The 12,634-nt window shown below is 64.9% G+C and carries 11 protein-coding genes and 1 pseudogene; 9 read left to right on the forward strand and 3 right to left on the reverse strand.

The window, feature by feature from the left end:
* Positions 1 to 964 precede the first annotated feature (964 nt).
* A complete protein-coding gene (locus AB4Z32_RS17100) occupies positions 965 to 1,312 on the reverse strand; it encodes a hypothetical protein (protein WP_442123123.1) in 348 nt (115 codons plus the stop codon).
* A complete protein-coding gene (gmtX, locus tag AB4Z32_RS17105; protein WP_442123056.1) occupies positions 1,252 to 1,632 on the reverse strand; it encodes a gamma-mobile-trio protein GmtX in 381 nt (126 codons plus the stop codon). Before gmtX ends, AB4Z32_RS17100 begins: the two co-directional genes overlap by 61 nt.
* 134 nt (positions 1,633 to 1,766) lie before the next feature.
* On the opposite strand from gmtX, the gene AB4Z32_RS17110 reads away from it, so the two are divergent.
* From AB4Z32_RS17110 to AB4Z32_RS17150, 9 genes and pseudogenes are all read left to right on the forward strand, one after another.
* On the forward strand, positions 1,767 to 2,243 hold the full coding sequence (locus AB4Z32_RS17110; protein WP_442123057.1) for a hypothetical protein: 477 nt from the start codon (positions 1,767 to 1,769) through the stop codon (positions 2,241 to 2,243).
* A gap of 939 nt (positions 2,244 to 3,182) precedes the next feature.
* Positions 3,183 to 4,103: pseudogene (locus tag AB4Z32_RS17115) on the forward strand (GNAT family N-acetyltransferase); the annotation flags it as partial.
* A 66-nt stretch (positions 4,104 to 4,169) separates the two neighbouring features.
* Positions 4,170 to 4,931 carry an SDR family NAD(P)-dependent oxidoreductase gene (locus AB4Z32_RS17120; protein WP_442123058.1) on the forward strand — a complete coding sequence of 254 codons (762 nt, stop codon included), beginning with the start codon at positions 4,170 to 4,172 and terminating at the stop codon, positions 4,929 to 4,931.
* On the forward strand, positions 4,928 to 6,712 hold the full coding sequence (locus tag AB4Z32_RS17125; protein ID WP_442123059.1) for a thiamine pyrophosphate-requiring protein: 1,785 nt from the start codon (positions 4,928 to 4,930) through the stop codon (positions 6,710 to 6,712). Before AB4Z32_RS17120 ends, AB4Z32_RS17125 begins: the two co-directional genes overlap by 4 nt.
* Before the next feature lie 68 nt (positions 6,713 to 6,780).
* The gene (locus AB4Z32_RS17130; protein WP_442123120.1) at positions 6,781 to 7,677 is read left to right on the forward strand and encodes a hypothetical protein; all 897 of its coding nucleotides are present in this window, start codon (positions 6,781 to 6,783) and stop codon (positions 7,675 to 7,677) included.
* The gene (locus AB4Z32_RS17135) at positions 7,674 to 8,291 is read left to right on the forward strand and encodes a gluconate 2-dehydrogenase subunit 3 family protein (protein ID WP_442123060.1); all 618 of its coding nucleotides are present in this window, start codon (positions 7,674 to 7,676) and stop codon (positions 8,289 to 8,291) included. The genes AB4Z32_RS17130 and AB4Z32_RS17135 overlap by 4 nt, the downstream gene beginning before the upstream one ends.
* Positions 8,291 to 9,922 (forward strand): GMC family oxidoreductase, encoded by a 1,632-nt coding sequence (locus tag AB4Z32_RS17140; RefSeq protein ID WP_442123061.1) that lies wholly within the window; start codon positions 8,291 to 8,293, stop codon positions 9,920 to 9,922. Before AB4Z32_RS17135 ends, AB4Z32_RS17140 begins: the two co-directional genes overlap by 1 nt.
* A 12-nt stretch (positions 9,923 to 9,934) precedes the next feature.
* The gene (locus tag AB4Z32_RS17145) at positions 9,935 to 11,095 is read left to right on the forward strand and encodes an alpha-hydroxy acid oxidase (protein ID WP_442123062.1); all 1,161 of its coding nucleotides are present in this window, start codon (positions 9,935 to 9,937) and stop codon (positions 11,093 to 11,095) included.
* A complete protein-coding gene (locus tag AB4Z32_RS17150) occupies positions 11,092 to 12,279 on the forward strand; it encodes a family 1 glycosylhydrolase (RefSeq protein ID WP_442123063.1) in 1,188 nt (395 codons plus the stop codon). The genes AB4Z32_RS17145 and AB4Z32_RS17150 overlap by 4 nt, the downstream gene beginning before the upstream one ends.
* A gap of 18 nt (positions 12,280 to 12,297) precedes the next feature.
* On the opposite strand, the gene AB4Z32_RS17155 is transcribed toward AB4Z32_RS17150, so the two are convergent.
* Positions 12,298 to 12,633, reverse strand: coding sequence for a cytochrome C oxidase subunit IV family protein (locus tag AB4Z32_RS17155; RefSeq protein WP_442123064.1), 336 nt, complete (start codon positions 12,631 to 12,633; stop codon positions 12,298 to 12,300).
* Position 12,634: the final 1 nt, after the last annotated feature.

Here is a 12,634-nt window from a genome sequence, read left to right on the forward strand (position 1 = left end):
CGTTATTAGGTTGTTGCCGCACCTTTGCCAGTCTGCAGGCAATCTCATAGTCGAAGACCCTAAAATGCACGTGGTTGTGTGCGACGTACGTTAGATATGCGCGCGCCTCTGAAGAGCCAAGAGCTATTTCATGCAGATGTACTGCAACTCCGGCGTCTACTACGCCATCTAGCAACCGGATTCTATACTTGAGGGCAGCGTACAACGCTGCCAGTCCGGCGCCAAGACCTCCGAGAAGGTAGAACCTGCACATACACTCAGCCCACCCTCGGCAGTAAAGTGTAGATGCTGCACCCGTAGCCGCAACGATTCTACATGCATGTTTACGAACTAACGCGTGGCGTCTCCGAAGAGAGTCCTCGACGCTCAAGAACTCAGAAACGCTAAGCGCTGCGCGGCACGCTACGAATGATTTTGGGCTGAGCCATGTAAAAATAGATAGATGACGTTGTTTTTCCATTTTGGTCTTCAATACACATGACATGTATAGAGACCGAAGTTCTCAACGTGAAGACAAGGGCGCCGGCGAGTTGTACTGGGAAGTGGCGGAGAAACCCCTCTCCGCCACTGTTCAGTTGCCTCTGTTCCTGTTAGGGCTGGTAGTACTAGGTAAAAACCTGGGTCATCAGTTGAAGAAGTTCGAACCTCTGGTTTGAGAAGCCCAAGCTCGCAGGTCGGCTCACACCCGACTTGAGAGCTCCTAATGTTGGACTCAGTTTTATACGTCCCAAGCCTCATAATGAAAAATTCGCGAAGTTACATCCGCGCCTATAGGAGTCTTGTCCACAGCTAAGTAACGCAAAAGATTCACCGAGCTAGGGTGTAATGGAAAATGGCGGAGAAGTATCTCTCCGCCACTGTTCAGTTGCCTCGGTTGCTGTTAGCACCGGTAGTACTCAGTGAATTCCTGGGCGGTCAGTTCAAGTAGTTCGAACTATGGAAAAAGCCAGACCACGTGAGTCATCTAAATGCTACGGATATCACTTGCCAGTTTGAGTTCATGCTCGAGTAGAAGCATCACATCACGGATGGTCATCGCAAACTCTCCAGACATCCGGTGCGCCATAGCCGAAGCCTCCATCAGTCCCCACTCGCCATTTGCGTACAGCTGGAACTCAACCGCGAAGGCGGGTACATCGCACGACTCGTCAAAAGACAAGTTGACGTGTTCGTCGGTGACAATGCGATATGCGCCCACAGCACCAGATTGAGGGCTGTAGCGCAAAATAAGAGTCGTTACTTCCTCACGAGTTAAAGGCAACGTAGGGATTCGGACTGTCTCGCCGTGAGGACGCAAAAGGTACACCTGCATGAGTGGTCTCCAGAACCATGTCGGAAACCATGTCTAGCAACTCCCTTTATATATCGTGTCAGCGACTTGAGCAAATCGACCTCGGCTCGCAAACGGTCGTGGTCGATTAGTGCCTTGTGCTCTAGCGCTCGAATGGCCGGGTCATCAATGCGTGCGATGAACTCGTGACTCGCTTTGAGCTTGGCCTCGTGGGTTCTAGGCTTGACCGGCCCAGAGAACTGGTCCCACGCTTTGATAAGGGTCCGATAGTCTTCAACCAGTGCAGTCAAATCAGAATTAGCTCGCCCGCCGGAAGTTTGACAGGACTGCCGCCTCCGCACACGCCCTCGCAGGCTGGATGCAGCGCATATAAATCGGATGCTTACATTGGATTCCTGCTCTCTGTGGACAGGCAGGAAGCACAGGGACGAAGGAGTCGCTGTCTAACCGTCGCTGACCAATCAAGGACATTCCAATGCCAAATCCATCTGACTACGAAACCCTCATCAGCAAGCAATTTTTCCGACAAAAGCCAGCACTGCCTGGCGCAACCGAAACTTTGCTGAGCAATGCCCAAAACCATCTAACAGCTTCTAAGCTCCTACGCGCATCAGGGCTTATAACGCCGTCTTTCACATCAGCATACGAAGGTCTTTCCCAGCTATTTCGAACCATGTTCGAGTACCGCGAAGTGCGCCCGGTAGATGGTTGCTGGACGAGTGCCACACAGGTCGTATGCCGAGATTTGGGGATGAATGTAGCCGAACAGTGCTTTGTTAGCGTTTTGCACGATATGAGAAATCCGACATGGCGCAACTCTTCGTTTCCATCCGCATCCGCAGAGGAAGCTCAGAAAGTAACTGACCTACTTGAAAAGTATTTGCCGGTCGCGCAGAGACTGATGCACCAGAGCTTCCTCACCAAGGTGCCTGAGCAACGCCCTCCAGTGTGAACACCGTTAGACCAAGTCTTCGGCACGCGCGCCGGGGACAAATCACAGCTGAGCCAGCTTAACGGCTCAGCCTAGTAACCACTCAAGGAAAAACATGTCGGCATACCTTGATATCGACGAACTGGCGCAGATGCTCGGGCGGAGCTCGAGCTCAATACGCCGCAACTTAGCTCGAAGGCCATTTTTGGTACCGCCTAAGATGCACATTCCCGGCTCGAAAATGCTGCGTTGGCGTGCTCGCGATGTTGAGAGCTGGATGTTCGAGACGGGATGGGAAGTAAAGGTCCGATTGCATCCAGCGCCGTAGGATTGCTATCACCTGAAAGTAAAGTTGAGCTAGTTGCGGTTGCGAGTCAACTTAACCATATGTAGTCTCGCTCGACACAGCGACAAATGCAGCATGGCAGAGCACATCGAAGCGATGTTCACTTGCTTGCAGAAAATTCTGCAAATCGGTTGCCTCGGTTTCATGCCGGAACGCAACTCAACAAGTAGTTGCAGAGTGCGTAGTCTGTACCCTTTACTGCGATAAACCTATCCTCTGCGCCAACAGATGCCCCTATCTATCAATAGTTCTAACGTTCGAAGCAGCTAAACCTCGGATGTGGACAGTCCTTCGGAACGTATGAACAAACCGTTGACAACGAAAAACCGTTGCCAACAGCTTGTTCACACTCTGCCCACAACAGCCGCGTGAATGCGAACACGCAAAGCGATTAACAAATAAGAATTTTTAGCAAGACAAGTGCTAAACGTTCAGGTACTTTTTGAAGAACGCTGCCTAAAATTTCACGTATTTTCCGTTAGAGCTGCAACTTGTGAGGCGGCCTTCGCAGTGAGAAACGTTCGACAGAGTCGATGTAAACATATCTCGTTTACCCCCGGAAGGAATCAAGAGTAAGAAGTCGACGCCTGCTCATACAGACGAGCTGGGTTAAAAGCATTACGTCATATGTGTTCGACTGGGCCTGGGCCGACGCCTACCAGCGCAACGGCCTGGATTACTATCCCAAGCTGCTGTCGGCGATTCCGTTCACGCCGGTGACGGGACCGCGCCTGCTGGCCCGCGACGACGCCGCCCGCGCGGCCCTGGTCGAGGTGCTGCGCGCGACCCAGCAGGCCGCCGATGTCTCCTCGACCCATATCCTGTTCCCGCCGGACGAGCAGGCCAGGCAGCTGGCGGACGCAGGCTACCTGCTGCGCAGCGGCGTGCAGTTCCACTGGATGAACGCCGGCTACGCGAACTTCGAGGAATTCCTGGCGACCCTGGAGCAAAAGAAGCGCAAGAACATCCGGGCCGAGCGGCGCAAGGTGGCCGAAGCGGGCATCACGATGCGCCGGGTGCGCGGCGTCGACGCGCTTGATGAGGACTGGCGCTTCTTCACCCGCTGCTACCGCCACACCTATGCCGAGCATTTCTCGAAGCCCTACCTGAACCTGGATTTCTTCCGCCGCATCGGGCGCGAGATGCCGGGCAATCTGCTGCTCGTCATCGCCGAGCGCGACGGCAACCCGATCGCCGCCTCGCTGGTCGTGCATGACGAGACCACGCTGTACGGCCGCTACTGGGGGGCGCTCGAACACGTGCCCTGCCTGCACTTCGAGACCGCCTATTACCAGCCGCTCGAATTCTGCATCGAGCAGGGCATCCAGGTGTTCGAGGGCGGCGCCCAGGGCGAGCACAAGATGGCGCGCGGCTTCCTGCCGACCCGCACCTGGTCGGCACACTGGCTGGCGCATCCCTCGTTTGCCGATGCGGTCGAGCGCTTCCTGGAAAGGGAAAGCGGCGGGATCGACGACTATATCGATGAGTTAAACGATCGCAATCCCTTCAAGCCCGGAACATTTGCACAAACCTAACGGAACGCGGCGTCAAGCCGCGCGGTGCTAAGCTTCCCTCATTCCTGGCAAACGCAAGGAGAGAGCATGCCGGACCGAGCCGCAGAAGTGGTGGTGATCACCGGCGCGAACGCGGGCATCGGCCGCGCGGCGGACGCTGCCGCCGAGCGCGCCGAACAGGAACTGGGCCCGATAGCCATCTGGGTCAACAATGCGATGGTGGCCCTCAAGCGCATGCGGGCGCGCGACCGCGGCACCATCCTGCAGGTCGGTTCCGCCCTCGCCTACCGCTCGATTCCCCTGCAGTCGCCGTATTGCGGCGCAAAGCATGCGATCAAGGGCTTCACGCAAGCCCTGCACACCGAACGCGAGCACGATCGCAGCAAGGTCCACCTCGTCATCGTCGACATGCCGGGCGTGAACACGCCGCAGTTCGAGTGGTGCAAGACCACCCTGCACCGCCATCCCAGGCCGACCGCCGCCTGCTACCGGCCCGAGGTGGCCGGTCGCGCCATTTACTGGGCCGCGCATTCCCGGCGCGCCGAGATCTGCCTCGGCTATCCGACCCTGGGCGCGGTGCTGGCCGAGAAATTCATGCCCCACCTGCTCGACCGCTACCGGGCCCGCACCGGCATCGCCGGCCAGCAGACCGATGAAGCGATTCCGGCCGACCGGCCGGACAAGCTGTGGAAGCCGGTGCCGCGGCCCTTCGCCGCCCACGCCAGCTTCGACCGCGGCGCCTGGACCGTCAGCCCGGAATTCTGGGCGGCGAAGCACCGCGGCTGGCGGTGGGGCGCCGCCGCGCTGGGCGTGCGACTGCCTGGATTGAGCAAAAGGAGGAAAGGATGAGCAAGACCGTCGGTGATTTCTTCGTCGAGCGCCTGTACGACTGGGGCGTACGCACCATCTTCGGCTATCCCGGGGACGGCATCAACGGGGTGCTGGGCGCCCTCCAGCGGTCCAGGCACAAGATCAGCTTCATCCAGGTGCGGCACGAGGAAATGGCGGCCTTCATGGCGTCCGCCCATGCCAAGTTCACCGGCCAGCCAGGCGTCTGCCTGTCGACCGGCGGCCCCGGCGCGGCCCACATGGTGACCGGCCTGTACGATGCCAAGATGGACCACATGCCGGTGCTGGCGATCTGCGGCCAGGCCCCGCGCACCGCGCGCGGCGCCCATTACACCCAGGAGCTGAACCTGGACCGCCTGTTCCAGGACGTTGCCGACTACGTCTACGAGGCCGAGGCCCCGTCCCAGCTGCGCCACCTGGTCGACCGTGCGATGCGCACGGTGCTCGGGCGCAACGGCGTCGGCGTGCTGATCCTTCCCGGCGACCTGCAGGAACTGCCTTACGAAGATCCGCCGCGCAAGCACGGCTCGGTCCGGTCCGGCATCGGCTACAGCAAGCCGCGCGTGGTGCCGCACGAGGCCGACCTGCGGCGCGCGGCCGAGGTCTTGAACGCCGGCAAGAAGGTGGCGATCCTGGTCGGTGCCGGCGCCCTGCACGCCACCGACGAAGTCATCGCCGTGGCCGACCGCCTGCAGGCCGGTGCCGCCAAGGCCCTGCTCGGCAAGGGCGTCCTGCCCGACGAGCTGCCCTGGGTCACCGGCTCGATCGGCATCCTCGGCACCAAGGCCAGCTGGGACCTGATGACGCATTGCGACACCCTGCTCATGATCGGCAGCGGCTTCCCCTATGCCGAGTTCCTGCCGGAAGAAGGCAAGGCGCGCGCGGTCCAGATCGACATCGACCCGACCATGCTCAGCATCCGCTACCCGGCCGAGGTCAACCTGCACGGCGACAGCGCCGAGACCCTGCGCCTGCTGCTGCCCCTGCTGGAACAGAAGGCCGACGACTGGCGCCGCCACGTCGAGAGCGAAGTGGCGGACTCCTGGAAGCTGCTGGAGAACCGCGCCCTGCAGCCGGCCAATCCGATCAATCCGCAGCGCGTGGCCTGGGACCTGTCGCCGCAGCTGCCCATCGACGCCATCGTCACCAGCGACTCCGGCTCCTGCGCCAACTGGTATGCGCGCGACCTGAAGGTGCGGCGCGGCCAGATGTTCTCGCTGTCCGGCGGCCTGGCCTCGATGGGCGCGGCGGTCCCGTACGCGATCGCGGCGAAGTTCGCGCACCCGGACCGGCCGGTGATCGCCATGGTCGGCGACGGCGCCATGCAGATGAATAATATGGCCGAGCTGATCACGGTGGCCAAGTACTGGCGCCTGTGGAAGGATCCGCGCTGGATCGTCTGCGTCTTCAACAACGGCGACCTGAACCAGGTGACCTGGGAGCAGCGGGTGATGGAAGGCGATCCGAAATTCAATGCCACCCAGCAGATCCCCGACGTGCCCTACCACAAGTTCGGCGAGCTGATCGGCCTGAAGGGCATCTATTGCGACAATCCGGAAGAAGTCCGCACCGCCTGGCGCGAAGCCCTGCACGCCGACCGCCCGGTGGTGCTGGAGTTCAGGACCGATCCGGAAGTGCCGCCGCTACCCTCCCACATCACGCTGGAACAGGCCAAGGCCTTCATGGAGACCGTCGTCAAGGGCGATCCCAAGGAAGGCTCGATGCTGGCCGGGGTCGCGCGCCAGGTGCTGAGCGGCATCCTGCCCAAGGAAAAGCCGTGACCCGGCTGGCGCGCACAGAGTCCAGGCCGGGGGCGCGGGCGCTGGGCGCCGTCACCCTCGGCCTGGCCCTGGCGGCGGTGCTGGCGGCGCGCTCGCGGCCGCGTTCCGTGCGCCCGGTGCGCTCCCCGGCAGCGCCGCGCGCCGCCGACGCCGAAACCCGCGCCGCAGGCCAGCTCTACCTGTCCTCGGCGATGCTGGCCGCCTCGGTGCTGAGCGACAGCGCCCTCGAACACTATCGCGGCGACTTCGACAACCCGGGCATGTTCGCGCCGCTGGCGAGCGCCACCCTGGTCCTGGCCGGCGCCTCGAAGGCGGCGCGGCAACCCGGCCGGCGCGTGGCCGCCCTGCCCTTCGGCGCCGCCTGCGCGATCGGCGTGGCGGGTCTGGGCTTTCACGTCTACAACGTGCTGCGCCGGCCCGGCGGCCTGTCCTGGGGCAATCTGTTCTATGCGGCGCCGGTCGGCGCGCCGGCGGCTTTGTCCCTGGCCGGCCTGCTCGGGCTGGCCGCGCGCGAGGTCGGGCGTGGCGAGCCGACCCTGGCCGGCATGCCGCGCGGCCGCGCCCTCGGCATGCTGGCGGCGGCCGGCCTGGCCGGCACCAGCATGGAAGCGGCACTGCTGCACTTCCGCGGCGCCTACCACAACCCGGCGATGTGGCTGCCGGTCGGCCTGCCGCCGGTCGGCGCCGCGCTGCTGGCAGCGGCGAGCGCGCCGGCGGCGCCATCGCGCAGGCGTTCGCGCCTGGCACGCGGCTGGCTGGCCGCCACCGCCTGGCTGGGCGCTGGGGGCGTCGCCTTCCACGCCTTCGGGATCGCGCGCCAGATGGGCGGCTGGCGCAACTGGAGCCAGAACCTGCTGAGCGGCCCGCCGCTGCCGGCGCCGCCCAGCTTTTCCGCGCTGGCGCTGGCCGGACGCGCCGCCCTGGCGCTGCGCGCCCGCGAGCCGGCCTGGCGGGAGGCGGCATGAACACCAACGCCCGCTATCCCGGCTACGACGTGCTGGCCAAGTGGGACAGCCCTTCCTTCGACGACACCACCCGGCGCGTATTGGCCCAACGCCTGGACCAGGTTCCACCGCGCCGCTTCCTGAGCGAAGCCGAATGGGACTTGCTGGAAGCCGTCAACCGGCGCCTGCTGCCCCAGCCGGACCGTCTCGAACCGATCCCGATCACGCCCTGGATCGACGCCATGCTGCATGACGATCGCGGCGAAGGCTTCCGCCATCCGGACATGCCTCCCTTGCGCGAATGCTGGCGCCTGGGCCTCGCCGCCCTCGCCGACGAGGCCCGCTGCCGCCACGGCCGCGACTTCACGGCACTCGATGCGGCGGAACAGGATGCCGTGCTGCAGGCGCTGGCGGACCAGGACGTGCGCTCGCCGCAATGGCAGGCCCTGCATTCGGAACGCTTCTTCACGCACTGGCTGCTCAAGACCGCGGCCGGCATCTATTACGCCCACCCCTGGTCCTGGAGCGAGATCGGGTTCGGCGGCCCGGCCAGCCCGCGCGGCTACGTGCGCCTCGGAATCGACAGCCGCGACCCATGGGAGGCGCGCGCAGGCAAGGCGGAGGACCCGGGCTGATGGACTACCAGCCACGCACCGGACAAGGACGCGCGCCCGACGTGTTCGAACGCGGGGGCTGGATGCCGATGCGCGAGTACCGCGACGACGCCGCCGTGGACTTCGCCATCGTCGGTGCCGGCGCCGGCGGCGGCACCCTCGCCTGCAAGCTGGCCGAGGCCGGCTTCTCGGTCGTCGTGCTGGAGGCCGGTCCGTTCTGGCGCCCGCTCGAGGATTTCGCCTCCGACGAGGAAGCCCAGCAGCAGCTGTACTGGCTGGACGAACGCCTGACCTCCGGTGACGACCCGATCGCCCTCGGCGGCAATAATTCAGGCTGGGGCGTGGGCGGCTCGACGGTCCACTTCAGCATGATCTCGCTGCGCTTCCGGCCCGAGTGGTTCCGTTCGCGCAGCCTGCTCGGCTATGGCTTCGACTGGCCGCTCAGCTACGAGGAGATCGCGCCGTACTACGAGGAAGCCGAGCACGCGCTGGCGATTGCCGGCCCGCTGCGCTATCCCTGGGGCCCGCCGCACCGTCGCTTTCCCTACCGCGAGCACGAGATGAACGCCGCCGGCCTGGTGCTGGCGCGCGGCGCCGAGCGCATGGGCGTGGCCTGGTCGGCGGTGCCGCTGGCGACGGTGTCGGCGCCGCGCGGCAAGTCGCCGCCCTGCGTCTACCGCGGCTTCTGCAACTTCGGCTGCTCGACGAATGCCAAGCAGAGCGCGCTGGTGGTCTGGATCCCGCGCGCGCTGCGCGCCGGCGCCGAGGTGCGCGACCTCGCCATGGCCGGGCGCATCGAACTGGACGCGAATGGCCTGGCCAGCGGCGTGCATTACCGCCGCAGCGGGCAATGGCGCTTCCAGCGCGCGCGCAACGTGGTGGTGGCCGGCTACGCGATCGAGACCCCGCGCCTGCTGCTGAATTCGAGCTGCCCGTCCTTTCCCCAGGGCCTGGCCAACCGCTCCGGCCTGGTCGGCACCCACCTGACCACCCATGCGGGACCGGGCGTGTGGGCGCGCTTCGACGAGGAAATCCGCTGGAACAAGGGGCCGCCCAACATGGCCGTCTGCGAGCACTGGAATTACGCCGACGAAGGCAAGGACTTCGCCGGCGGCTATGCCTTCATGAGCCAGGGCCCGCTGCCGCGCGCCTGGGCCCAGCTGGTCGCCACCTCGCGCCAGCTGTGGGGCGCGCGGCTGCGCCAGGCCATGCTCGACTACAACTACATGAGCGGCCTGGTGGCGGTGGCCGAGACCGAACCGCGGCCCGGCAACCGCGTCATCCTGGCCGGCGAACGCGACCAGCATGGCCTGCCGATCGCCCACGTCGAATTCTCGTACTCCGACAATGACCGCCGCATGCAGGAACATGCCCGCCGCTACATGGGCCGGATGCTGGAGGCGGCGGGCGGCAAGGACCTGTGGACCAGCGAAGACACCAGCCACATCCTCGGCACCTGCCGCATGGGCTTCGATCCCGACACCAGCGTGGTCGACGCCGACGGGCGCAGCTGGGACGTGCGTAACCTGTGGGTCTGCGACGGCTCGCTGTTCCCGACCAGCGGCGGGGTCAACCCCTCGCTCACGATCCAGGCACTGGCCTGCCGCATCGGCGACCGCATCCGCATCCTGGCCGCCCGTGGAGAACTCTGACATGACCAAGCCATGAGCAAAATCGCCAGCATCTTCGACCTCGAAACCCTGGCCAGGTCCCGCCTGCCCGGCGTGCTGTTCGACTACATCCACGGCGGCAGCGAGCAGCAGCTGACCCTGCAGCGCAACCTGGACGACCTGCGCGCCCTGGCGCTGCGCCAGCACAGCCTGCGCAACGTGGCCAGGCGCGACACCGCCACCACCATGGCCGGCGACCCCGCCCGCATCCCGCTGGCGGTGGGGCCGACCGGGCTGGCGGGGCTGATGTGGCCGAACGGCGAGTGCGAGGCGGCGCGCGCGGCGGCGGACTATGGCGTGCCCTACTGCCTGTCGACCTGCTCGATCAATTCGATCGAGGACGTGGCCGAGGCAAGCGGCAAGCCCTTCTGGTTCCAGCTCTACCTGATGAAGGATAAAAAGGTCAACGAAAACCTGATCCGCCGCGCGCTGGAGGCCAACTGTTCGGCGCTGGTGCTGACCATCGACCTGCACACCCAGGGCAAGCGCTGGGCCGACGAGAAGGAAGGCCTGGGCGTGCCGCCGCGGCTGACGCCAAAGAACCTGATGGAGATGCTGACCCATCCTCGCTGGCTGGCCGGCATGGCGGGAAGCCGCCGCCACACCTTCGGCAACCTCGAACACGAGATCAAGGAAGGCGGCTCGGTGGGCTCGCTGTCGAAGTGGATCGAAGCCCAGTTCGACCCGAGCTTCGACCTCGACACCGTGCGCTGGGTGCGCAAGGAATGGCCGCGCAAGCTGATCCTGAAGGGCGTGATGCATCCAGACGACGCGCGCAGCGCCCTCGACATCGGCGCCGACGCCATCGTCGTCTCCAACCACGGCGGGCGCCAGCTGGACAGCGCGCCCTCCTCGATCTCGGTGCTGCCGCAGATCGCGGAGGCGGTCGGCAGCCGCATCGAAGTGCTGTTCGACGGCGGCATCCGCACCGGCGGCGACATCGTCAAGGCCCTCGGCCTCGGCGCTTCAGCCTGCCTGAGCGGGCGCGCCTGCCTGTACGGCCTGTGCGCCAAGGGCCGCGACGGCGTCTACTGCGCGCTGCAGCTGTTCGAGCAGGAGCTGCAGGACTGCATGATGCTGTCCGGGCTGTCCAGCGTGTCCGAGGTCCCGCCCGGCGTCGTCACCCCGCAGCCGCCGCTCGGAGGACGCCGATGACGGCGCCACCCTCCTCTTTCAAGTTCGCCAGCGGGATCGAGAACAGCAGCCCCACCATCGGCCACGGCCGCATCCGCCGCGACCAGATGGAGGAATGCGGCCATTACACCCATTGGCGCACCGACTTCGCGCTGGCGGACGGGCTCGGCATCCGCACCCTGCGCTACGGCGTGCCCCTGCACCGCAGCTGGCTGGCCCCGCAGCGCTACGACTGGGATTTCGCCGACCAGGCCTTCGCCGAGCTGCGCCGCCTCGGCATCGAGCCGATCGCCGACCTCTGCCACTTCGGCGTGCCGGACTGGATCGGCAATTTCCAGAATCCGGATTTCCCCGAGCTGTTCGCGCGCTATGCCGCCGATTTCGCCCGGCGCTATCCCTGGATCCACATGTTCACGCCGGTCAACGAGATGTATGTGTGCGCGCGTTTCTCCGCCCTCTATGGCCTGTGGAACGAACAGCTGAGCGACGAGCATGCCTACGTCACCGCCATCAAGCACCTGGTCAAGGCCAACCTGCTGGCCATGCATGCGATCCGCGCCCTGCGTCCCGGTACCCGCTTCATCCAGAGCGAGTCCAGCGAATACTTCCACGCCACCGAGCCGGACGCCGAACCGATCGCCGAGACGCGCAACCTGCGGCGCTTCCTTACCCTCGACCTCAATTACGGGCGCGAGCTGGAACCCACGCTGCGCGGCTTCGTGCTGGACAACGGCATGAGCGAGGAAGAGCTGCGCTTCTTCGAGAACCATGCGCTGCGCAAGCATTGCATCCTCGGCACCGATTACTACCGCTCGAACGAGCACCACGTCGAGGCCGACGGCGGCATGCATCCGGTCGACGAACTGCTGGGCTATGCGGTGATCGCCCGCGAATACGCCGAGCGCTACCGCCTGCCCCTGATGCATACCGAGACCAACCGCGACCAGGGACCGCAGGGCACTGAAGCCTGCGCCTGGCTGGCCAGGCAATGGGCGCTGGTGCGCGGCCTGATGCGGGCCGGGGTCGCGGTGACGGGCTTCACCTGGTATTCGGTTACCGACCAGGTCGACTGGGACATCGAACTGCGCGAGCAGCGCGGCGTGGTCAATCCGCGCGGGCTGTTCGACCTGGACCGCAAGATCCGGCCGGTCGGCAAAGCCTACCGCAAGCTGATCGCCGACTGGGCGGTCCGCCTGGACGCCTGAAACCGGACCCGGGCCGGATCAGCGTCCCAGGCGCGGCGCCACCGTGGATGGATGCTGCCAGGGCGCCTGCACCTCGCTGCGGGTGGCGTAGTCGGTGCCGGACAGGATGAACAGCAGGGCCAGCGTGGCCAGCCCCGCCAGCGCCGTCAGGCGCAGCAGCGGATGGGTCACCCGCAGGCGCATGAAGACCAGGCCCACCAGCACCACCTTGACCGTGGCGACCGCCAGTCCGATCGCGGTATTGATCCAGCCCAGCTGCAGCCAGGACGTGCCGGCGCTGATCGCCAGCAGGACCAGCAAGGCCAGCCAGGTCAGGACCGGGGGACGGCGAAGGATACGGGTATCGCGCTCCATG

It is taken from the genome of Massilia sp. 2TAF26 (assembly GCF_052115005.1).
Lineage (GTDB): Bacteria > Pseudomonadota > Gammaproteobacteria > Burkholderiales > Burkholderiaceae_D > Telluria.